This window comes from Pseudomonas sp. AC252 (assembly GCF_979258105.1).
The window spans coordinates 4,210,356-4,233,229 of record NZ_OZ409837.1 but is presented as its reverse complement, the minus strand read 5'-3'; the positions used below and the strand labels follow the sequence as shown (position 1 = coordinate 4,233,229).

Genomic DNA, 22,874 nt, shown 5'->3' with positions numbered 1-22,874 from the left:
CTGGTCATCTGTTTCATTGAACAACAGCTGAGAGTGTCGCTGCCTGTGCAGGCCTCTTCGCGAGCAGGCTCGCTCCCATAGGGAGATCGCGTTCCAATGTGGGAGCGAGCCTGTTCGCGAAGAGGCCCGCCCGAACAATTCAAAAACTCACTGCCCCGAAGCCACACTCGCCGGCGCCCGCTCAGGCGTCACGATGCTGCCCAGATCGATATGCTTCCACTCAGGCTTGGCCCCCAGCCGCGCATTGAAGCGGTAGTTGAAGGTGAACTCATCCGCCGTCGGCATGCTCAGCGGTTTGCCATACACCGCCTCAATCCCCGCCAGGTCGTAACCCATCACCTGCAACAGCGTCGGGAAAATGTTGTAGTGGCTGGAGCGGTCCTTGTTTGTCGGCAAATTCGCCGCCCAGTCCGGTGTCTGCAATCCTCGGCCCTGAATCACCACCAGCGGCACCAGCCCTTCCTCTTCCACCGGGTCGCCGCCGCAGTGGGTATTCAAGCCCGGGTTGCCGCGCTCATGCAGATCCTGACCATGATCGGAGGTGTAGATCAGCAGCGCGTTGTTGAGGTTGGCCTGGGCAAACACCCGGGCGAAAAATTCGCCAACGTTCCACAACAGCGTGTTCTTGTAGGCGTTGCGATACAGCACCCAGTCATCCGGCTGGCCATTGAAACCGGCGCGTTCGCCAGTGTCGGCGACTTCGGTGAACTGCCCGCGTGGCAGCGTTGGCCGGTAAGCCATGAACGCGTCCGGGTATTTGTCATGCACCGGAAAATGCGCGCCGACCTTGTTGATCACGATCAGCTCCGCGTGATCGTCGTTGAGCAATTCGATCAGCTTCGCCGCTGCCGCCATATCGCGGTCGCGCACGCTGGTCTGGTCGAATTGCACGAAACTGTCGATGTCGTTTTTCTCGGCAGCGGTCATCAGGTTCTGCAGATTGCCGGCGGTGCGCTGGGCGTCGATGTACACCGTGCCGAGCCCGGCCTTTTTCGCGTACTGCCAGATCGACGGCAGCGTGCTGTTGATGCGCCTGTAATCGGCGCGGGTGCCGCCGTAGCGCAAGGTGACGTTGGTGTCGGCGCTGCAATTGGCAATGGACGCGACATAACCGAAGTTGAAGACATCAACCCCGGCCGGTGCTTGCTTGAGGTTGCTGTGCACACCGAACGGCGCGTTGATATCGAGGTAATTGCCGGAAATGCTTTCGTCGATGATCAGCACGATGTCGTGGTCAATGGCAGGTGCGGAGCGTGTGAGCGTCACTGGTTCACGCGGGCCGACGGTGTCATGCAGCGCTTCGTAGGCAAACAGATTCAGGTAGGCCAGCGGCGTGTACATGATCGGCAGTCCACGCGCGCCCTCGCCCGCCCGTAAAAACAGCAATCCGCTGAGCACTAACACGCCGATGACCGGAGCCGCTACTCGCAACGTATTGGGGATGAACAGCGCATGACGCGGTTTGAGCCCGATGCCGAACAACAGCAACAAGCCACTGAGCACCGCGCGCAGGATCGCATCGCGGTACTGATACGCGGCTTCCTGAATGAAGCCGCCGGAGTACACCAGCGAGACAAAATCGCTGTACCTCAGGTAATCCGCGGTGACCCGGGTGTAAACATCAAAAAAACTGCTGCGGCAAACATCGTTAATGCGAATGCATGTCGAACGAGAGCCTGACGTATATACGCACTTAGATATAACGCGAAAGTAAGCGCCAAAAACATCGCGCCAAAAACAAGTGCATTGCGACCCCACCCGATAGCATTTAACCGATCCAGATAATAGTCGGAAAAGAGCAACAGATAGGCAACTAAGAGCAGTTCCTTGGCGTACTTGAACATGGCGATACCGGTGGTCGGAAAAGGGCAGATGTCAAAGGTTTGTCGGTCAGAACCTGACACTAGCACCCGGCCATCAAAGCGCAAGAAATGACTGATAGCCGGGCAAAGCGTCAAAAAAACGGTGACTCAAATCTGACACACCCTCAGCGCTTAAAGCCTTTAATTTCGGGGACTTAGACCGTCTGTCGGTTAAATTGAATCTGAACAAATCTGTAAAAAAACAACAAATCCAATCGCAGCAATGACTTGATGGCCAATCGCCAAAAACACCTCAAGTGTTATACCCGTGCAACATGTCATTTTGCTGACACGCTTTCCAAACGCTGCGCTATACCCCTTTAACCAACTTCTTCCGAACTTCTTCTTTTCGTTTTATCGAGGGTGCGCAGATGGACGTGAGCGTATTTGGCACTGGCTATGTCGGACTTATACAAGCCGCTGCACTTGCCGATGTCGGCCATCGGGTTTTATGCATTGATATTGATCCGAACAAGATCAAACAATTGCAACAAGCGGTTCCGCCCATTAGTGAGCCAGGCCTGTCCGCGACGCTTGAAGAAAACATCAAGGCCGGTCGCTTGTTGTTCAGCACTCAGGCCAGTGATGCGGTGACTCACGCCGAGCTGATTTTCATCGCTGTGGGCACCCCGGCGGACGAAGACGGCTCTGCCGACCTCAGCCATGTGCTCAATGTCGCCCGGCAGATTGCCGGCCTGATGGAGGCCGATCGCACGCTCATCATCAAATCCACGGTGCCGGTCGGCACTGCCGATCAGGTTCTGGCCACGGCCACCAGCGAATTGCTGTTGCGCGGCAAAACCGAGCTGCAGGTGCGCGTGGTATCCAACCCGGAATTTCTCAAGGAAGGCAGCGCCCTCGCCGACTGCATGCGCCCGGACCGGATCATCATCGGCACCCGCGACGACGCTGCCCGCGAGCAGATGAGCGAGCTGTACGCGCCGTTCTGCCGCAATCACGAAAAACTGATGTTCATGGACAACCGCAGCGCCGAGCTGACCAAGTACGCGGCCAACGCGATGCTCGCCACCCGCATCAGTTTCATGAACGAACTGGCCAACCTCACCGAGCTGCTCGGCGCCGACATCGAAGCGGTGCGTAAAGGCATCGGTTCCGACCCGCGCATCGGCTACCACTTCATTTATCCGGGCTGCGGCTTCGGTGGCTCGTGCTTTCCCAAGGATCTGCGGGCCTTGCTGCACACTGCCGAACACAACGGCATGCCGCTGAAATTGCTGCGCAGCGTCACCGATGTCAACGACAGCCAGCGGCACATCCTGTTCAGCAAATTGCGCGCGCAGTTTCCGCAAGGCCTGGCCGGCAAATCCATTGCGGTCTGGGGCCTGGCATTCAAACCGAACACCGACGATATGCGCGAAGCCCCGAGCCGTTATCTGATGGACGCGTTGTGGGCCGAAGGCGCCAGCGTGCAGGCCTACGATCCGGAAGCCATGTCCGAGTGTCGGCGCATCTACGGCTACCGCAACGACCTGCACCTGTGCGCGACCCGCGACGACACCCTCGAAGACGCCGACGCGCTGGTGATCTGCACCGAATGGAAGAACTTCCGCGTGGTCGATTTCGAGTTGCTCGCCGAGAAGCTGCGTTCGAAGGTGATCATCGACGGCCGCAACCTGTACAACCCGGAACAGGTCGCCGCCGCCGGCCTGCATTACAGCGGCATCGGTCTGCGCCACATCGCCCCCGAAGGGCTGCGGCCATGAAGATTCTGGTGACCGGTGCCGCCGGTTTCATTGGTGCCCATTGCGTGCTGCGTTTGCTGCGCGACGGGCATTCGGTGGTCGGCCTGGACAATTTCAACCACTACTACGACCCGCAGCTCAAGCACGACCGCGTGCAGTGGGTGCGCGAGCAGGTGGGCGATTTTCCGCTGGCCACGGTGGATCTGGCCCACGCTTCGGCGATCGACGCACTGTTTGCCCGCGAGCAGCCACAAGTGGTGATCCATTTGGCGGCGCAGGCCGGGGTGCGTTATTCGCTGGACAACCCACGGGCGTATCTGGACAGCAACCTCAACGGCTTTCTGAACATTCTCGAGAGCTGCCGGCATCACCCGGTCGAGCATCTGATCTACGCCTCGTCGAGTTCGGTGTACGGCGCCAATCAGCACACGCCTTACTCGGTCAAGGATGGGGTCAACCACCCGCTGTCGCTGTACGCCGCGACCAAAAAAGCCAACGAGCTGATGGCGCACAGCTACAGCCATCTGTTCGGCATTCCCTGCACCGGCCTGCGCTTTTTCACCGTGTACGGGCCTTGGGGCCGGCCGGACATGTCGCCGATCCAGTTCGCCCGGGCGATCAGCGAAGGCGAGCCGCTGAAGCTGTTCAATTACGGCGAGCACCAGCGCGACTTCACCTACATCGACGACATCATCGAAAGCATCGCCCGCCTCATCGATCAGCCACCGCAAGCCAATCCGCAGTGGGATCGCGAACAGCCCGACCCGGCCAGCAGCATGGCGCCGTGGCGCCTGTTCAACATTGGCGGACAGCAACCGGTTGCACTGAAAACCTACCTCGCGCTCATGGAAAAACACCTCGATCGCAAAGCCATCGTCGAGCTGCTGCCGCTGCAACCGGGCGACGTGCTCAACACCTGCGCCGAGGCCAGCGATCTGGCCCAGGCCACCGGATTCCAGCCCCGGATAGAACTGGATGAAGGACTGGGCCGCTTCATCGCCTGGTTCCGCAACTACTACCCCACTGCCCGTGCGCCGCTTGCGGCTGATTGAATGCGGAGGACGCCATGACTGGACATGAAAGAAGTGTGTCGATTGCACAGATGCGCCCTGACAAGCGCGTCGACCCGGAACATCGCATGCGCCTCGACGCGGCGATCCATCGTCAGGGTCGCGGCTGGCTGAGCGGCCGCGATGGCGGCCGCCCATGGCAGCTGTCGCGGACCAATCGCGTAGTCGCCTGCCTCGGCGCGCTGACGATTCTCGTGCTGATCTCGCCGGTGCTGCTGGGTCTGGCCCTGGCCATCAAGTTCACCAGCCCGGGGCCGGTGCTGTTCGTGCAGAAACGCACCGGTTATCGCGGGCGCAAGTTCGGCATGTTCAAGTTCCGCACCATGGTCAGCAACGCCGAAGAACTCAAAGAGTCGCTGCGCCACCTGAACAAGCACGGCGCGGACGCCATCGATTTCAAGATCGACAAGGACCCGCGCGTCACCGGCATCGGCAGCTTTCTGCGGCGTACCAGCCTCGACGAGCTGCCCAACCTGATCAACGTGGTGACCGGCGACATGCGCCTGGTCGGCCCTCGCCCGACCTCGTTCAACGCCTATCGCTACAAGGACAATCACCTCGCGCGTCTGGCGATCTACCCCGGCATGACCGGTCTGTGGCAGATCTCCGGACGCAGCAACATCGACTTCGACCAGCGCGTTGAGTTGGACCTCAGCTACATCGCCGAGCAGAGCCTTCTGCTTGATCTGAAGATTCTGTTGAAAACCCCCTTCAAAGTATTCAGCGGCCACGGAGCAAGCTAATGGACGGTTCAACCAATAAAAGCCTGAGTATCGCCAGCCCCAGCGAATCGAATCTGACGTCGACCGTGCTGGATCTCGACCTGCGCATTCTGTTCCTGACCGCCGCCAACCCCGGCGCCGGCACCACCACCAGCGCTGTGGCACTGGCCAGTCAACTGGCACAGATGAGCAGCGGCCAGGTGCTGCTGGTCGATGCCAGCCAGTCGGCGAACAACCTCACCCAGCAGATGAACCTCGGCAAGGAGCGCGGCCTGCGCGACCTGCTGTTCAACCCGGACAACCCGCCGCTGTTGCAGGACTGCGTGGTGCAGGTCTCGAGCCTGCCCTTTCATGTGCTGCCCAACGGCCGGCCGATCCGCACGCTGGAACACCTGACCGCCGAGCGCCTGAGCCCGTTGCTTGATCAGTTGGGCAGCCAGTACCGCTTCGTGGTGATCGACGGCGACGCGGTGTACTCCGCCGCCGACACCCTGGTCATCAGCACTCAGGTCGACGGCGTGGTGTTTGTCGTGCGCGCCGAAGACACCCGCTGGGAAGTCGCCCAGGCCGCTGTGCAACGCCTGACCCAGGCCGGGGCGAAAGTGGTCGGCAGCGTGTTCAACCGGCGCAAGTACTACATGCCCAAATGGCTTTACAAAAACCTGTAAGCGAACGCAAAGGATGACGCCATGAACGCCAGAATGCTTGTCCTGCTGTTGCTGCCGCTTGCGGGCTGCTCCAGCAATTCCGACACCCAAAACATGCCGGTGAATATTCTCACCGCCTCCCCGGCCAACGCCCAGGCGACCGATATGCCGAAGATCGAGCAGACCCTGCGCCCGCAGGATGTGCTGGACGTGATCTTCCATATCAGCACCAGCGGCTCGGACGCCTACCGCGTGCAATCGGGCGACCAGATCGGCCTGAATTTCACCGCCGCCAGCCAGCTCAACGGCAACCAGCTGGTGCTGCCCGACGGCACCATCGAGCTGCCCGGCGCCAACACCTCGGTGAAAATCGCCGGGTTGACCAGCGAAGAAGCGCGCCAGGAAATCCAGCGCGTCTATCAGCGCAAACAGCTGTTCCAGCCCAACCGCAACCAGCTCACCGTGCAGATCATCAGCCCGCTGAGCAATGAGCAGAACCTGAAAAGCGCCCTCAATCACCCGGCCACCGGCATGAGCCGCGAGATCACCGTCGGCACTGACGGCTACGCGAGTTTTCCGGAAATCGGCGCCGTGCCGCTGCAAGGCATGACCGTCAATCAACTGGAATCCTTCCTCAACAAAAAGTATGCGCAACTGCCGGGCCGCATGACCGTGGACGTGCTGCTCAAGTCCACCGCGGGCAACGAGATCTATGTGCTGGGTGAAGTCGCACAACCGGGCTCGTATCCGATCCGCCGGCCGGTGTCGGTGCTCGAGGCGCTGACTTTGGCGCGCGGTACCAACGTCAAGGCCCGGCTGGATTCGGTGGTGATCATGCGGCGCAACGGCAATCAGGTGAAAGCGGTGCGCTACGACGTCGAAAAAGCCCTGTCCGGCGATGCCCCGCAAATCGCTTACCTGCAACCGGACGACATGCTCTACGTGCCAAAAACCAAACTGGCCAGCGCCGGCGAACTCGCCCGCCAACTGGCTGATGTGGTGCTGTTCCAGGGCGTCGGTTTCAGCTTCGGCTACCGCGTCGACAACAAAGACAGTGACAACTAACTCACAGGTGACCGACATGAACCCAAAGGAAAACTACCTGCATGAGTTCTTCAGGATTTTCTTCGCCAACAAGCAACTGGTGAAGCGCGTCTTCCTGACCTTTGCAGTCATCGCCCTGCTCCTGCCACTGCTGCTCAAACAGAGCTTCGACATCACCGCGCAGGTCATCGTGCAGTCGAAAAAACTCTCTCAGGGCGACGCCACCACGTCGCTCACGGTGGACAACGCGACCTTCATTCCGCCGTCGCTGGCGGACATGGAAACCGAGAGCAACATCCTCCGCTCGCCAGCGCTGATCCGCCAGACCATCAGCGAACTGCGCGACAACGGTGAATACAGCCCGCCACCTGGGGCGTTCGCCAAATTGCTCGGCGAACCGTTCAAGCGCTATGTCTCGACACCGCTGCGCGAGTACGTGATCAACCCGTTGCGCAACGGGCTCGGCATGGAAACCGATCCGGTGCGTGACACCACCCTCGACGCCCTGACCCAGCAAGCCGTCGACAGCCTGAAAATCGAAACCCTGCCCGGCTCCAACGTGATCTCGATCACCTACAGCTTCCCGGATCCGCGCCAAGGCACGACGTTCGTCAGCGCCCTGCTGCAGAACTATCTGGTCAGCCGTCAGGCGTTGCAATCGATCGATTTGCCGCAGTCGTTCTACGAGACCAAAAAGCACCAGTACCAAGTGCGTCTCGATGGCCTGGAAGGTAACCGCCAAGCACTGCTGGAAAATGTTGGCGCGGCGGATCCGAAGGAAGAAATCACCTTCCGTCTCAATGCAATCAACACTGAAGAACAGGCGCTGAACCTGTATCAGGATCGTCTGCTGCAAAGCCAGCGTTGGCTCGAGTATCTGAAAACCGCGCTGGCCGCCGCCAGCAGCAGCAAGCTCAACGACTACACCTTTCCCTACACCTTCACCACCACCGTCGACAACGTGGCGTTCGAGGATCGGGAAATCAAACAGATGGGCGAGCAACTGACCAGCCAGGTCAGCCGTTACATGAACGATCTGGCGGTATTCCAGCCCGGCAGCGAGCCGATGCTGTTGACTCGCGAACAGATCGCCCGCACCCGTCAGCAGTTTCTCAAAGTGGTGAGCAACCGCATCCAGGAACGCACCGCCGACCTGGCCGTGGTCAAGCAGGTGATCGAGCAGAAAACCGCGCGCATCGCCGAGTTCAAGAGCCGCATCCGTGACCTGCAGCAGACTCAGAGCAAACTGCGTCAGATGGACACCGAGATCGATGCGCTGCACGCAGCGTTTTCGACCTATGCCCAGCGCTTCGCCGAAAGCAGCACCACGCGCTCGCTCAACGATGACCTGTCCAACGCCCGGGTGCTCAGCCCACCGTTCGAACCGACCGAGGCGGCGTTCCCGAAACCGCTGCTGATCATTCCGTTCGGGCTGTTCACCGGCCTGCTGCTGGCGATCGCCTTCGTCTACGTTCGTGAATTCTTCGATCACCGCTTCAAGCATCCGGCGCAAATCAGCCATGAGCTGGGCCTGCCAGTGCTGTTGGTGCTCAACGAAGAAACGTCGCAGCCGGGCAATCCGCACAAGAACTGGACCATGCCGAGCCTGGTTCACTGGGTGCGCAATTGAACGCGGTGTCCACCCCAATCGTCGCCCTGCCGATCATTCATTTGCTCAGCAGCGGCGGCTTCTACGGGGCCGAGCGGATGTTGCTGGATCATTGCCTGGCCACGCCGGGGCAGCACCAGGTGCTGTTCCTCGACGCACCGCCGGAACTGATCGCGCGCTTTCGTGAGGCTGGGGTGGACGCCCGTGGTTGTGCCGGGCTGGGGGAGCTGTTGCGGCACTTGCGTCAGCGCCGGGGCGACAAGCCGTTGCTCAATACGCACAACTTCAAAGGGCTGCTGTTCGGCTGGGTCGGCGCCACGCTGTTGCGCCTGCCGCTGGTGATCACTCAACACGGCTTCACGCCGCGCAGCCGCAAACAGAAGTTCTACACCTGGCTGAGCCTGCAACTGTGCCGCACGGCGTCGGTGAAACGGGTGGTCTGCGTGGCGCAAAGCATCGCCACGCTGCACCTCAAGGCCAACGTCCGGGCGGAGAAGTTGCAGGTGATTCCCAACGGTTTGCCAGCAGCACCGGCGATGCAGCCGGTGGCAGATCGGCAACGCTGGCTGGCCGGTTACGTCGGTCGGTTGAGCAGCGAGAAAGGCCCGGACCTGTTCCTCGATGTGCTGATTGCCCTTTGTCACCAGCATCCGCAACTGGACGCGGTGATGCTCGGCGACGGCCCGGAACACGAGGCCCTGCAAGCGCGCATCGATGCTGCGGGGCTGCAGCCGCGGATTCGCCTGCCGGGCTACCAGACGGCGATGCAAGGCTGGTGGCAGCAACTCGATGCGCTGGTGATCAGCTCGCGCACCGAGGGCACGCCGATGATTCTGCTCGAAGCGATGCAGGCCGGCGTGCCGGTGGTGGCGTTCGCGGTCGGCGGCATTCCCGATGTCTTGCAGGACCGCCACAACGGCCTGCTCGCCGCGCCGACGGACACCGCCGCCCTCGCCCGCCAGCTCGACACCTTGCTGGCCGAACCGAAGCTGGCCGCGCAGTTGCGCGACAACGCCAGACGCACCCAACAGGAGCGCTACGACCTCAAGGCTTTGGCCGAACGCTGGTCGCAGCTCTACATCCACACGGCACGGGAGACACGCGCATGATTTTCCCGCTCTCGATCGTCAGTCTGTTTGCTCTGGTCAGCTTGGGTTTGCTGGCCAGTCCCTGGCCTTATCTGGCTCCGGGAGCGGTGATTGGCCTGGTCGGTTTTACCGTCCTGTACCGCAAGCCGACCTGGGGCCTGCTCGGCATTGCCGCGCTGGTGCCGTTCGAAGGTTTCTTCAAGGACAGCTCGGTGTCGGGGAGCAAGTTGCTCGGCGCCTCGCTGGCGGTAATCGTGATGCTGCAACTGGCGCTGCATCAGATTCCGTCGCAACGCCTGCGCAGCAACCTCTGGCATTGCCTGATCGGCTTCATGGTTCTGTATTTTCTCAGCCTGCTCAATACCGATGACATGGGCATGTCGCTGGGACACCTGCGCGAACTCAGCGTCGGCCTCGTACTTTTTGTCATCACCCTGTTGATCGGCCGCGAACTGAACCTCGACCTGTTCGCCCGGCTGGTGACCCTTGCCGTCACCGCAACCTGCGCCATGGCGATGTTCTCGGCGAAGTTTCAGGATCAGGGGCGCGCCGCCGGCCTGCTCGAAGATCCCAACGCCTTCGCCATGCTCATCGCCTTCGCCATTCCTCTCGGACTGCTGCTGGTGATCCGCAGCCCGAACCTGCTGCACCGCTTGTTCTGGGGCGCTTGCTGCCTGTTGTTGCTGGGCGGCATGACCAAGACCGAATCGCGGTCCGGGCTGGTGGTATTGGCGTTGAGCCTGCTCATCGGCATCTGGCACTACCGCGCGCAACTGACCCACATCCGTCCACGGCACCTGGGCTTCGTCATGCTCGGTGCGGCCATCGTGATCCCGCTGGCGATCTACGCCATGCCGGCCGGTTACATGGCGCGGATCCAGTCATTGAGCATCCTCAGCGCCGGCTCCAAGGCGCAGGACGAATCCCTCGGCCGGCGTGCTTCCTACATCGTCGTCGGCAGCCAGATGATCCGCGAGCACCCGGTGCTCGGCTCCGGCCCCGGCACCTTTCCGCTGCATTACGCGACCACCGGTTACGCCAAGGCGTTTTCCGCCAACCGCAAGATCGGCGACCTGTACCGCCGCGCTCACAACACCTATCTGGAAATCTTCAGCGAACTGGGCGTGCCCGCCGGGCTGTTCTTCGTCGGCATGCTCGGGCTCGGTCTGTACAACCTGATCCGCGCGCGGGCGGCGTGGATGCTGCGCGGTGATGGACATCGGGCAGACATGATGACCCATTTGGGTGTGAGCTTTCTGTCGCTGACCCTGTTCCTGATGTTCCTCAGCGCGCCGAACCAGAAATACGTGTGGATCATGCTGGCACTGACCAGCGTGCTGCGCGTCAAGGCCGAGCAGGCGCCACTGACTACGGAGACGCAGGCATGAAGCGGATCAGCATCGTCATTCCGATGTACAACGAGGCGCGGCACATTGGCCGTACCCTGCTCGCCGCCCAAAAAGCTGCACACGCGGCCAACGTCGAGTGCGAGCTGATCGTGGTCGACAACGGCTCGAACGACCAGGGTCCGCACATTGCCCGGCAATTCGGCGCAACCGTGCTCAGTTTGCCGGGGCTGTTGATCGGCGCGCTGCGTAATCGCGGCACGGCGATCGCCAGTGGCGAATGGCTGGCGTTCATCGATGCCGACGTGGAAATGCCGGAAACCTGGTTGCAGCCGTTATTCGACATCGAAGCCAGTGGCCAGGCCGATGTGTTCGGCCTGGACCTGCACACCCCGGCCGAGGCGCCATGGTTCGCCACGGCCTGGCAGCGCCGCACTTCGCAAGCGTCGCACCGCGTCAGCCACAGCGTCGATTGGCTGCCCAGCTCCAATCTGCTGATGCGTCGCGAATGGTTCGACAAGGCCGGCGGTTTCAACGAGGCCCTGCGCACTGGCGAAGACAAGGAATTCACCCTGCGCTTGCACAAACAGGGCGCGCGCCTGCTGTCGGTCAACGACCTCGTCGCCCTGCACTGGGGTTACGAAATGAACTGGCGCGAATGGATGGGCAAAGAAATGTGGCGTCAGGGCAGCCACCTGCAACTGCTGCGCACCCATGGCATGAGTCTGCGCCTGCTGCGCTTCCCGATGCTGTCGCTGTTGGTCTGGCTGCTTGATTTCCTGGCAATTTCCGCGTTGTTCGACGGTTTTCCTCATCACGCTGCGGTGATGGTCGCGCTGACCGTGATTCCCGGTCTGATCCTCAGCGTTCGCCAGAGTCTCAAGCACCGTGATCCGCTTCTGACCCTGCAACTGTGGGGCCTGCACTGGCTGCGCCTGCACCTGGCCGGGGCCGCTTTCATCCTGAGTCTGTGTCAGTGGAACGCAAGGAGGCCTGCCCGTGGCTGAGTTCATTTTCTGGATGTGCCTGTTGCTGCCGGTCTACGCCTACGTCGGCTACCCGCTGTTGCTGACGATCCTCGCGCCGCTGTTTCCGGCGTGGCGACATACGCCGGCACCGCCACCGCACGTCAGCATCGTCATCGCTGCGCACAACGAGGCGCGGCATATCGAGCACAAGTTGCGCACGCTGCTGGCCCAGGATTATCAACCGGCGACGTTGCAGATCATTCTCGCCAGCGACGGCTCTACCGATGACACCGTGGCCTGCGCGCACAAAGTGATTGATCCGCGCATCACCGTGCTCGACCTGCCGCGTCAGGGCAAAGCGGCCACGTTGAATGCCGGCGCGGCCCTGAGCACCGGCGACATTCTGGTGTTCACCGATGCCGATAACCAATGGTCGCGCGACACTCTCGGCCACTTGCTTGCGCCGCTGAGCGACCCGCAGGTCGGTGCCTGTGCCGGGCACATGGTGATTCCGGTCACCGGTGGCGGCTTGAGCGTCGGCGACAGCCTCTATCGGCATTACGAAGGCTGGTTGCGCCGGGTCGAGAACCGCACCGGGTGCATGGTCTCGGCCGACGGCGCCCTGCTCGCCCTGCGTCGCGAGTTGTTCCAGAACGTACCGGCCGAAGTCAACGACGACTTCTTTATCAGTACCTGCGCACCGGTGGCCGGCAAGCGCATCGTCTACGTGCCCGAAGCGCAGGTTATCGACCATGGCGTCGACGAGGCGGACAAACAGTTTCGCCGCCGGCAGCGCGTCACCGTCGGCGGCCTGCAAAGCCTGGCTCAGCGCCGCGAGCTGCTCAATCCGCTCAAGCATGGCCTGTATTCCCTGGCGTTGATCAGCCACAAGCTGATCCGCCGCCTCGCGCCGGTGCTGCTGCTGCCGTTGCTGCTGAGCAATTGCTGGCTGTGGGACGAGCACGGCTTCTATCGCCTGAGCCTGATCGCGCAACTGTTCGGCTACAGCGTGGCGATTGCCGGGCTGCTGGATGGGCAACACCGCTTGCCGAAACCGTTCCGCCTCGCCGCGTTTCTGCTGGTCACCCTCGCCGGGATGAGTCTTGGCCTGTGGCAGTTCCTGCGCGGCCAGCGGTATGCCCAGTGGAATCCGGAACAGAACCGTTAAGAGGACCGAAGCCATGGCGATCAAACAACTGATAAAAAGCACCAGTGGCTGGCTCTATCTCAACTCGCCCGTGGGTCGTCAGCAGTTGCAAGGCGCGGGGGTGATTCTGATGCTGCACCGCGTGCTGTCCAACGACCGCGCCGCCGACCTGCCGCACCGCAATGAACTGTGCGTCGGACCGAAAGCGTTCGAGCACTTGCTGGTGTGGCTGCGCAAGCATTTCGACTGCGTGCCGCTGATGGAAATTCTCCAGCCCAACGCCCTGCGCAGCGAGCGCCCACGGGTGGCGCTGACTTTCGACGATGGCTGGCGTGACAACGCCGTCAACGCCTTCGCGCTGCTGCAAAAACATCAAGTGCCGGCGAGCATTTTCCTCTCTACCGATTTCATCGGCAGTCGCCAACGGTTCTGGTGGGAAAGCCTCGGCGAAACCCTCTGGGGCAGCCACGGTGAAAAGGCACGCATGCACCTGATCGAATGCCTGCATGCGCACAAACATCCGCTGCCAGTGCTGCTCGATGACATTGATGTCGAGCGCCGCAGTCTGGCGTTGCTGCATTACCTGCAAGGGCTGAAAAGCCTGGCCCCGCAGGAACTGGAACAGCTCACCGACGAATGCCCGAAGGACTCGCTGCCACAGGCACTGGACTGGCATCAGGTGCGTGCGATGGAAGCTTCCGGGCTGGTGCGGTTCGGCCCGCACGGCGCCAGCCACGCGATCCTCACCGGCCTCGACGATGTACGCCTGAGCGAAGAAATCCGCCGCAGCCGCGAGGCCTTGAACAACGGCTGCAACCGACCTCTACCGGTGTATTGCTACCCCAACGGCGACAACGATGAGCGCGTGCGCCAGCAGGTCGCCGATCACGATTATCCGTTTGCGCTGGGCACCGCCACCGGGATCTATCGCGGCGACGGCGACCCGCTGGACCTGCCGCGTTTTGGCGTCAGCCAGCGTACCGCGCGCCATCCGCAATTGCTGTCGTGGCGGATCTACCGGGGAGCGCGGCCATGAGCCGAGGCAACTACCTCAAGCACCTGGCGCTGAGCATGGGCACCAAACTGGCGATGATCGCCCTGCGTTTGCTGCGCAACGTGTTGCTTGCGCGGATTCTCGGGCCCAGCGAGCGCGGCTTGTTCGCCCTGCTCAGCACCCTGCCGGACCTGATCAGCGCCGCCACCAGCGGCGGTCTGAATTCGGCGGTCGGTTATCAGGCGGCGAAGCAGCGGCCGATGGGTTTGCTGCTCAGCCAGGTGCTGGTGTTCGGTTGTCTGCTGGCCGGTTTGCTGACTTTGCTGGTGGTCGCGCTGGTGCGCGAATTCGGCGCGCAACTGGACGTGACCATGCAACTGGGCCTGCTCGCCTGGCTGTTGCTGCTGGCGGTGCCGTTGACCGTGTTGAAAAGCGGCCTGCTGACGCTGCACAACGCCTCGGGTGGCGTGGTCGCGTTCAACGTCTTGCGCCTGATCGAATCGCTGGCGCCGCTGTTGCTGTTCGTCGCGCTGTTCTGGATGTGGCAGAGCGCAGCGCTGGAGGCGGCGCTGATCAGTTGGCTGGCCGGAATCAGTCTGGTGGTGCTCGCCGGTTGGGTCTGGCTGAAGCGGGCGCAGCCGTTGCAGCTGCAATGGGATCGCGCCAGCCAGAAGGAACTGCTGCGCTACAGCGCACGCAGCCATCCCGATCTGTTGTTCCAGCAAGTGATTCTGCGCTCCGATTACCTGTTCATCGGCGCCCTGCTCGGCAGCACCGCGCTGGGCCATTACGCCATGGCCAGCGCTGCTGCCGAATTGCTGTTGATCGTTCCCGAAGCGGTGACCACACCGCTGATGAAACGCCTGCTGCAACAGGATAAAGGCATGGACAAGGTCACTCCGCTGGCGCTGCGCCTGACCGCGACGGTAATGCTCGGCGCCTGCCTGAGCATGGCCGTGATCGGCGAATGGTTGATCGTCACTCTGTTTGGCGCTGCTTACCAACCGGCATATCCGGCGCTGCTGGCGTTGCTGCCGGGCCTGCTGGGTCTGTGTTACGCGAGCATTCTGCGCCTGGACTTGCTGGGCAAGAATCGCCCCGGCACGGTGTCGTTGTTGATGGGGTTGGGGGCGCTGCTCAATCTGGCGTTGAATCTGGTGCTGATTCCGGCCTACGGCATTGTTGGCGCCGCTGCCGCCTCATCGATCGCCTATCTGGCAGTCACCGTGGCCATGCTCGTGCTGTATTGCCGTTTGAGCGGCGTGCCGTTCTGGCAAACCCTGATCATCCTGCCCCGCGACGTGCTGCCGATGTGGTCGATGCTGCAGAGGAAGCCGGCATGAAAGGCTGGTACCTGCTGTTCGGTCTCGGCTTGTCGCTGGACGCTTTGGCGGCGTCGATGCGCTGGGGCGAGATTCGGGACGGCAGTCTGTTCCTGCAAACCGATCAGCCCGACAGCGTGACCGTGCGCTGGACCCCGGCGTGGCAAGCGGATGCCAACGAAGAGCAGTTGTACCTGCTCGACGGTCGCGGCAAATTGCTCGGCGAACGCTTGATCAAGGCCAGCGAAACCCGTGGCAGTCAGAGCTGGCCGCTGCTGCCCGGCGCGGCGAGTTATCGGCTGGAAATTCCTGGCTACAGCTTCCGCCACTACCGCATCGAACACGATGCGCGCACCGTCGCCCTGTTTGCCCCGGCCAAAGTGCACTTCAGTGCCGAAAGCAAAAATGGTGACGTGCTGTATTTCAAAGTCGCGGCCGGTGAGCACGCGGTGCTCGCCGGCAAATTCCATGGCGGCGTCACCGCACTGCAGGCGCAGCGGGTCGGCGACCACCAGGCGCTGTCCCTCGCATTGAAACCCTATCGAGCCTATTGGCAGTTCGATCAGGTGGCGTTGCCGGTCAGCCAGCGCGAGCAAGTCTGGCGTCTGCAGCTGCAAGGCAGCGGCAAAGCGGCGTTCTGGCTCGATGGCACGGCCAATCTGTTTGCGCAGAATCCGCAGCAACTGCAACCGCTGCGTGAAGAGGTCGGAGATGTGCGGCTGGTGCTGCATGACAAAGTTCTTGGGCGCACGCCGGATCTGGGCATTGCTCTGCCCTACGTGATGCCGCCCGCAGCCAGCCATGCGCTGCTCGATGCACTGAAACCGACGGCGGCGAGCTATTACAGTTTCGTCGACGTCACGGCGCAGAATCCGCAGTTCGAAGACGCGTTTCGCCGGGTCTATCAGCAACGCTTCGGCATCCGCAACGACATCACCCTGCTGGCCGGCAGTCAGCGTCAGGCCGATCTGCGCGCCGACGTGCAGAGCAACAGCGGCCTCGACGCCTGGCTGGCGAGCACTCGCGCCCTCGGCGGCAATGGCACGCATTACATCGGCTTTGCCGACGAGCCCAATCTCAACTACTCCAGCTATGAGCAATATCAAGCGATTTTCGCCAGCATGGCCCGTCAGGTGCGCAGCGACCCGGCGAATGCCCGCGCCGGTGTACGCATCGCCATGCCGGCCAGTTCGCGACTGATCAACGGCCCGTTCGCCGATAACGCGGCGGACAAGCGCGGGATCGATTGGGCGCGGCGCCTGCTCAGCGAGTCGGCCGATCAGGTCGATGCAATGGCCTGGCATGAATGGATGATTCGCGATCTGCTCGCCACCCGCGTCTACCGCGACAGCGTGCGCCGCGCCGCCGAACTGGTCGGCCTCGACGCCAATGGTCAGCCGCGCAAGGCCTTGCTGCTCGATCAGACTAACCTGTCGAGCGGCTCCAGCCTCAGCCCCTACGATCAGGAAACCCACTACACCTCGCTGTGGTGGGCGTCGGTGGTGATCAACGCCTCGCAGGACGGTTTGCTGAGCATGCTCAACTGGTTTCAGGCCGCCGATGAGCCGCAATACCCCAAAGGCATGTTGCGCATATTGGGCGAGGATCGCTTCGAGCTGAAACCGGTCGGTCTGGCCCAGCAATTCATCGCCCGCCACTGGCTGCGCCAAGTGCTGCAACTGGACAACGACGCCTTCGAGGTGGATGTGCTGGCGATGGCCGGCGAAGAGCAGCGCGCGTTGTTTGGAGTGAACAAAGGCACGCGCCTGCAACGCGTCGATCTGAGCGGCGCTCGCTGCCCGCTCAACCATGGCGCGCTGCGTTACTTCGGCGCCGACAATCGCAGCCGCGACGCACCGTTTGCCTGCGACAACGGGCGCGTGCGTTTCGAACTGCCGGGGCAAACCCTGTTTGCCCTGCGCTGGAGCGCTTCATGAGCCGCCCTTTGATGCCCTGCCGCGCGGTCTTGATGCCGCGCATGGCGCCCTCATCAGGAGAAGAGACCATGGATGTTTTGCAAAAACTCAGCGGACATATTCGTCGTAAAGGCCTGCGAGCGACCTTGGGCAAGATCCGCAAACTGTACCTGTATTCCCATCAGCAGCTGCTGTGGATGGAGCGCGACCTGGTCAGCCCGGTGCCGCCGCACCGCCTCAAACCCTATCCGCCACTGCGCGTGGTCAGGATCACTGCGGACAACGCCAGCGCGTTCGCGCGCTACTTTGGCGACCGTGTCGGCACGATGGCCGAACTGGCCAAAGAGGGCCACACCGGGCACATGCATGTCGACGAGCAAGGCGATGCCGTGGCGTTTATCTGGGGCACGCCGCGCGATTATTTCGACCGGCATTACTACGGCTGCCGGTTCCCGGTGAAACCCGGTGAGTTCTTCGAATTCGGCGGCGAACTGGCCCGGGCGTACTGGGGGACGGAGCTGTCGGTGGACCTGCAATTGCGCCTGTGGGAAGCCATGGCCGCCCAGGGCTGCCGCAAAGTGGTCGATGTCTGTGAGTCGACCAACATACCGGCGCTCAAGCTGCACCTGCGCATGAGCTATACCGAACAACAGCGGATCATGAATATCTACACGCTGTTCGGTCGCTGGCGCTTCTTTCGCGAAACCCGCTACAGCGGTTCGCGCCTGGCGGCGCTGGGTAAAACTTCCCGTCCACCTGTCAACGCAACGGCGGCCTGAACCTATGGTGATGCGATTCGAATGGCGCACGTCGCTGTGCGCCGCCGACTTCCCGGCAACCGCGTATGAAACGCTGCGCCTGGGCGTGACCGACCATACGCCGTTCAACAATCTCGGCTGGCTGTGCGCGGCGGAACAGGCCCTGCGCGAGGACCAGCGCCTGCACATTCTGCTCGGATGGGAAGCCGCAGAACTGCGTCTGTGCCTGCCGCTGGTGGCCAGCCGCGAACGCTTCGCCGGCGTGCCGTTTCGGGTCTTGCATCACTTGGGTTATCCGCTGGCCGATCGTCTGGCTTTGCTGTCGCTGCTCGGCGGCGAGGACATGCGCGAGGCGCTGGTGCTGATTCGCCAGCGCCTGCCCCATGCGCTGTTGCAACTCAATGAGCTGTCGGAACCGGCGGGTGAAGAAAGTACCATCACCGCATGGATGGCGCGCAGCTCCACGGCCGAACGGCGCCTGAGCTGCCGGGTGCCGGTGCATCTGATCAGCGAAGCCGACCATCAGGAAATCTCCGGCGACCCGCGCTACAAACTGCGTCGTGCACGCAAACGGATTGCCGCGTGCGGTGCGCAGATCCGCCGGATTACCCCGGATGCGCTGAGCATGGGTGCCTTGTTGCAGACCCTCAGCGAAGTCGAAGCGGTGAGCTGGAAAGGCGATGAAGGCGTCGGGATTTTCGCCACGCCGCGCAGTCGCCAATGGATCGAACGCGCCTTCACCGCCCTCGCCGGCCAAGGCTTGGTACGCGTGGTGATGCTTGAGCTGAACGGCCGCTGCATCAGCTATCGCCTGGGCCTGCTCGAACAGGGCCGGCTCTACGATTACAACCTCGCATTCCTGCCGCAATACGCCGACCTGGGCAGTGGCCGGGTGTTACTGGAGGAATGGATTCGCTGGGGCCTGGATGAACACTGGCGCTGGATAGATGCCTCGCGGGTCAGCCTGGAAAACTCCAGCCATCAACTGCACGAACGCATGACCGGGCAACTGGAACACTGGCGCTGGAGTTTCTATTCGTGGCGCCCAAGTGGGCTGGCGCTGGGGCTGGCGCTGCGCATCTGGTATCGCTGCAAGCCCGCCGCACAACAATGGCGTGCCAGGCGCGCAAACAAAAAACCTGCAGCGCTGGTGCAACCTGTCGCAATCACTCCGGAGGGCGGCCATGCCTCGCCAAGTCATAGTCAACGCTGATGACTTCGGTCTCAGCGCCAATGAAAACGCGGTCATTTTTGCTGCCTTTCAGGCCGGCCTGATCAGCTCGGCCACGGCCATGGCCAACATGCCGGCGTTCGAAGCTGCCTGCGCCATGGCTCGGCATCCGGCGCTGCAAGGGCGGATCGGCCTGCACTTCAACCTGACCTATGGGCGCCCATTGAGCCAGGCGATCCTGGGGCGGCAAACGTTCTGCGATGGCAACGGCGTGTTCGACCTCAACCTGCCCCGCCACAGCCTGTGGCTGGGTCGCGCAGACCGGGACGCGGTGCGCGCCGAATTGCAGGCGCAATGGCAACGCTGCGTCGATCACGGCATACGTCCGAGCCATATCGACTCGCACCAGCACGTCCACAACATCTGGCCGATCGGCGAAGTCGTCGCGAAGTTTGCCGCCGAGCAAGGCGTACCGATCCGGCTGGCGCGCAACCTCGGGCACAACCTCACGCTGCCCAAGCGCATATTCAAAGGTTTGCTCAATGGCCGTCTGCAGAATCTGGCACGGCTCACCGCCGATTACGTCTGCACCCCGGTGGATCTGCGCAACGCTAGCGTGCCCAGCGACGGCGTGCTGGAAATCGTGGCGCACCCGACCCGCCTCGGCGTCGATTTCGGCGATGCCTATCTCGACTCCGGCGAGTCTTTGAGCGAGGTCCTCGAACAGGGTTTGAGAGGCGTTGCGCGAGTCTCGTATGCCGGCCTCAATCGAGAAGAAACGCAGGGCGCCACGGCGCTCGAATGAATCACCGCTGTAACGACACTCACCACAACATCCGGGCCAAGACCCTGGAGGGGCATCATGAGCATCATCACCAAAGTGCAAGATCGCATCAGACAGAAAGGCCTGGGCCGCACCGTCGGTACGTTGTGGAAACGCTACGTGTTCTTCCACTGGGAACTGCTGTGGATGGAGCGCGACCTGGTCAGCCCGGTGCCACCGCACAAACTGCGCCCATATGAAGGCCTGCGCAAAGTCGACATCACCGCGCAGAATGCCGTGGCGTTCAGCAAACACTTCGGCGACCGCGTCGGCACCATGGCCGAACTGGCTGCCGAGGGCCACACCGGGCACATGTACCTGGACGCCGATGGCCACGCCGTGGGCTTTATCTGGGGCAGCATTCGCGACTATCACGACCGCCACTATTACGGCTGCACCTTCCCGGTCAAACCCGGTGAGTTTTTCGAATTCGGCGGCGAGATGACCCGAGCCTACTTCGGCAGCAGCCTGTCGGTGGACGTACAGGTTGCGCTGTGGCAAGCGATGGCGGCGCAAGGTTGCAACAAGGTGGTCGATGTCTGCGAAACCCACAACATCCCGGCGCTGAAACTGCATATCCGCATGGGCTATCAGGAACAGGGCCGGGTGACCCACGTCTACTGCCTGTTCGGCCGCTGGAAATTCTTCCGCGAAACCCGCTACGAAGGGTCACGCCTGGACCCGCTGCGCAAACCGGGACGGCCGGTGGTAAGTGCCGCGGCGAAGGCTTGATCCGATCTTGTGACATGTGGCGGTCGCAAGGCCGCCATCGCGAGCAGGCTCGCTCCCACAATGGAATGCGTTTCCCTGTGGGAGCGAGCCTGCTCGCGAAGAGGCCAGTAGCTGCACCCGCAGCTCTCACAAGCGATTGGCTGGTTGCCTACAAACTGTGACGACACTTCCAACATCCAGTAAAGACTTGGCCGGCTGTTTTTCCGTATCCACTTGGATACAGTCGAGCAATGACTTATCTTATCCAGCAAACCGCAATATTCCAGGCTTGGCACCGTTCGATTAGAGACTTGCGCGCCAAAGTGGCTATCGCCCGGCGTATTGATCGGGCGTCAACAGGCAATCTCGGCGACGCCAAATCGGTGGGCGATGGAGTCTCTGAGATGCGTCTGGATGTTGGCGCGGGCTACCGGGTGTATTTCACAATTCGCAATGGCGCAGTAATCATTCTGCTGGCCGGAGGCGACAAATCCTCACAAAGCGCAGACATCCGACGCGCACAAAAAATGGCAAAGGAGGTTTAACCATGAGCCAGACTTTGACGAATTTCGACATGGTCGCGCTGCTCGACAGTGATGAAGCCATCAGTGAGTACCTGTCACAGGTGCTTGCAGACGGAGACAGCGAAGAATTCCTTCGCGCAATCGGCTACGTGTTAAAGGCGCGAGGAATGACGCAGATCGCCAAGGATTCAGGCATGGGTCGTGAAAGTTTGTACAAAGCTTTTGCTCCCGGAGCGAAGCCGCGCTTTGACACAGTGTTGAAGGTGATTCATGCGCTGGGCATTGATCTTTATGCGCAGCCGGGGCACGCAGTCAATCACGCCGTTCCCTGAATTTTCTGGCGGTCGCAAGGCCGCCATCGCGAGCAGGCTCGCTCCCATATTGGGATGCGTTTCGCAGTGGGAGCGAGCAGGCTCGCGAAGAGGCCAGTCATCGCAATGAAGGTTCTCAGGCCTTGCTCGCCACCAGGCTAAAGCACATCGGCATCTGCGCCTGCTGGTTCAGGTAGCAGTCATACACCTCTTCCCGATTCGAATGCGCATACTCCTGAAAATCCGAAATGCTCAGCCCCACTCCAATGGCGCCGCTGAAAATCGCGCCCAGCGTATGCACGAACCAGTACGACTTTGTCGCCGACTGCTCGACTTTACCTACGTAAACGATCGGTTCTTCCTGCACAAACGGCTCGGCACGGAAGTACGAACTGGCGAGGCGCTAGGGATCTTCAGCCTGCGGATCAACCATCTCCAGAAACGGATGGGTTTCGTAGATCACCAGTTTGCCGCCCGTCTTCAGCACCTGCGCGACATGACGGAAGAATTCGCCGATGTCAGGCATCCAGTTGAGTACGCCAATGGTGATCAGGGCGACGTCGAAGCGGTTATGCAGCGATGCGGACAGATGATGGATGTCGCTCTCGACGAATTCGGCAGTGTGCGGCGAGCGGCTGTGCAGCTCGCGGGCCTGTGCGAGAAAGGCTGCGGATTGATCCACGCCGACCACGCTGCGCGCACCCAGCGCAAACAGCGACAGGCTCTCGCGACCGTTATTGCAGCCGAGTTGAATCACGTCTTTGCCGTCGACGTCCAGCAAGCCGCGCAAGGTGTCATCAAGGCAGCAAAACTCCGCCTGCACGACGTCGCTGAGCAATGCCTGCCAGTCCGGTGAGTCCTGATGATGGCGGGCGGAATCGTTCCACGCCTGTCGATTGCTCTCGACGGCGGTTTTGGGGTTGGGCACTTCCATGGCGCACTCCGGATGAGGCTCGTGATTGAGCGGATCCAAGTCTAGATCAGCCTGATCACTTCGGTTGTTGCAAACGTGTAAGGCAACCCGCGCCAGGGTTGCAGCAGGCTGCGATCTGCAGATGTTGAAAAGCAGGATCAACAGATCGCAGCCTTCGGCAGCTCCTGCGTGAATTTCGTCCGAGGCAGCTATAGTTAACAGCCT

General features: G+C 61.7%; 19 protein-coding genes and 2 pseudogenes. 19 read left to right on the top strand and 2 right to left on the bottom strand.

Annotation, left to right across the window (positions count from 1 at the left end):
• Window positions 1-147 precede the first annotated feature (147 nt).
• Window positions 148-1,844, bottom strand: a pseudogene (locus ACZZZ4_RS19340) (sulfatase-like hydrolase/transferase).
• Between the two features lie 389 nt (window positions 1,845-2,233).
• Here ACZZZ4_RS19340 and ACZZZ4_RS19335 point away from each other — a divergent pair.
• The 19 genes from ACZZZ4_RS19335 (at window position 2,234) to ACZZZ4_RS19245 (ending at window position 21,757) form a co-directional block, all read left to right on the top strand.
• Window positions 2,234-3,586 (top strand): UDP-glucose dehydrogenase family protein, encoded by a 1,353-nt coding sequence (locus ACZZZ4_RS19335; RefSeq protein ID WP_016774103.1) that lies wholly within the window; start codon window positions 2,234-2,236, stop codon window positions 3,584-3,586.
• Window positions 3,583-4,617 (top strand): NAD-dependent epimerase, encoded by a 1,035-nt coding sequence (locus ACZZZ4_RS19330; protein WP_310408808.1) that lies wholly within the window; start codon window positions 3,583-3,585, stop codon window positions 4,615-4,617. The genes ACZZZ4_RS19335 and ACZZZ4_RS19330 overlap by 4 nt, the downstream gene beginning before the upstream one ends.
• Before the next feature lie 14 nt (window positions 4,618-4,631).
• On the top strand, window positions 4,632-5,378 hold the full coding sequence (locus tag ACZZZ4_RS19325) for a sugar transferase (protein WP_110646483.1): 747 nt from the start codon (window positions 4,632-4,634) through the stop codon (window positions 5,376-5,378).
• Complete coding sequence (locus ACZZZ4_RS19320; protein WP_039762796.1) at window positions 5,378-6,025, top strand: CpsD/CapB family tyrosine-protein kinase; 648 nt, start codon at window positions 5,378-5,380, stop codon at window positions 6,023-6,025. Before ACZZZ4_RS19325 ends, ACZZZ4_RS19320 begins: the two co-directional genes overlap by 1 nt.
• Window positions 6,026-6,046: 21 nt before the next feature.
• Window positions 6,047-7,069 (top strand): polysaccharide biosynthesis/export family protein, encoded by a 1,023-nt coding sequence (locus ACZZZ4_RS19315; protein WP_129999083.1) that lies wholly within the window; start codon window positions 6,047-6,049, stop codon window positions 7,067-7,069.
• A 16-nt stretch (window positions 7,070-7,085) separates the two neighbouring features.
• On the top strand, window positions 7,086-8,678 hold the full coding sequence (locus ACZZZ4_RS19310; protein ID WP_463548480.1) for a GumC family protein: 1,593 nt from the start codon (window positions 7,086-7,088) through the stop codon (window positions 8,676-8,678).
• Window positions 8,675-9,766 carry a glycosyltransferase family 4 protein gene (locus ACZZZ4_RS19305; RefSeq protein ID WP_463548479.1) on the top strand — a complete coding sequence of 364 codons (1,092 nt, stop codon included), beginning with the start codon at window positions 8,675-8,677 and terminating at the stop codon, window positions 9,764-9,766. The genes ACZZZ4_RS19310 and ACZZZ4_RS19305 overlap by 4 nt, the downstream gene beginning before the upstream one ends.
• Window positions 9,763-11,133 (top strand): O-antigen ligase family protein, encoded by a 1,371-nt coding sequence (locus tag ACZZZ4_RS19300; RefSeq protein WP_415763027.1) that lies wholly within the window; start codon window positions 9,763-9,765, stop codon window positions 11,131-11,133. Before ACZZZ4_RS19305 ends, ACZZZ4_RS19300 begins: the two co-directional genes overlap by 4 nt.
• A complete protein-coding gene (locus tag ACZZZ4_RS19295; protein ID WP_463548478.1) occupies window positions 11,130-12,098 on the top strand; it encodes a glycosyltransferase family 2 protein in 969 nt (322 codons plus the stop codon). Before ACZZZ4_RS19300 ends, ACZZZ4_RS19295 begins: the two co-directional genes overlap by 4 nt.
• Window positions 12,091-13,227, top strand: a complete 1,137-nt coding sequence (locus tag ACZZZ4_RS19290; protein WP_463548477.1) for a glycosyltransferase family 2 protein — start codon at window positions 12,091-12,093, stop codon at window positions 13,225-13,227. Before ACZZZ4_RS19295 ends, ACZZZ4_RS19290 begins: the two co-directional genes overlap by 8 nt.
• A 13-nt stretch (window positions 13,228-13,240) precedes the next feature.
• Window positions 13,241-14,242, top strand: a complete 1,002-nt coding sequence (locus ACZZZ4_RS19285) for a polysaccharide deacetylase family protein (protein ID WP_310408799.1) — start codon at window positions 13,241-13,243, stop codon at window positions 14,240-14,242.
• A complete protein-coding gene (locus tag ACZZZ4_RS19280) occupies window positions 14,239-15,543 on the top strand; it encodes an oligosaccharide flippase family protein (protein ID WP_463548476.1) in 1,305 nt (434 codons plus the stop codon). The genes ACZZZ4_RS19285 and ACZZZ4_RS19280 overlap by 4 nt, the downstream gene beginning before the upstream one ends.
• Window positions 15,540-17,459, top strand: coding sequence for a hypothetical protein (locus ACZZZ4_RS19275; RefSeq protein ID WP_463548475.1), 1,920 nt, complete (start codon window positions 15,540-15,542; stop codon window positions 17,457-17,459). Before ACZZZ4_RS19280 ends, ACZZZ4_RS19275 begins: the two co-directional genes overlap by 4 nt.
• A gap of 68 nt (window positions 17,460-17,527) precedes the next feature.
• On the top strand, window positions 17,528-18,217 hold the full coding sequence (locus ACZZZ4_RS19270; protein ID WP_415763035.1) for a GNAT family N-acetyltransferase: 690 nt from the start codon (window positions 17,528-17,530) through the stop codon (window positions 18,215-18,217).
• 4 nt (window positions 18,218-18,221) lie between these two features.
• The gene (locus tag ACZZZ4_RS19265) at window positions 18,222-19,409 is read left to right on the top strand and encodes a GNAT family N-acetyltransferase (protein ID WP_463548474.1); all 1,188 of its coding nucleotides are present in this window, start codon (window positions 18,222-18,224) and stop codon (window positions 19,407-19,409) included.
• Window positions 19,381-20,172, top strand: coding sequence for a ChbG/HpnK family deacetylase (locus ACZZZ4_RS19260; protein ID WP_463548473.1), 792 nt, complete (start codon window positions 19,381-19,383; stop codon window positions 20,170-20,172). Before ACZZZ4_RS19265 ends, ACZZZ4_RS19260 begins: the two co-directional genes overlap by 29 nt.
• Window positions 20,173-20,229: 57 nt before the next feature.
• The gene (locus ACZZZ4_RS19255) at window positions 20,230-20,922 is read left to right on the top strand and encodes an N-acetyltransferase family protein (RefSeq protein ID WP_463548472.1); all 693 of its coding nucleotides are present in this window, start codon (window positions 20,230-20,232) and stop codon (window positions 20,920-20,922) included.
• 230 nt (window positions 20,923-21,152) lie between these two features.
• Window positions 21,153-21,446 carry a type II toxin-antitoxin system RelE/ParE family toxin gene (locus ACZZZ4_RS19250; protein ID WP_076567390.1) on the top strand — a complete coding sequence of 98 codons (294 nt, stop codon included), beginning with the start codon at window positions 21,153-21,155 and terminating at the stop codon, window positions 21,444-21,446.
• A 2-nt stretch (window positions 21,447-21,448) separates the two neighbouring features.
• On the top strand, window positions 21,449-21,757 hold the full coding sequence (locus ACZZZ4_RS19245; protein ID WP_076567387.1) for an addiction module antidote protein: 309 nt from the start codon (window positions 21,449-21,451) through the stop codon (window positions 21,755-21,757).
• A gap of 115 nt (window positions 21,758-21,872) precedes the next feature.
• Here ACZZZ4_RS19245 and ACZZZ4_RS19240 read toward each other — a convergent pair.
• Window positions 21,873-22,670, bottom strand: a pseudogene (locus ACZZZ4_RS19240) (class I SAM-dependent methyltransferase).
• Window positions 22,671-22,874: the final 204 nt, after the last annotated feature.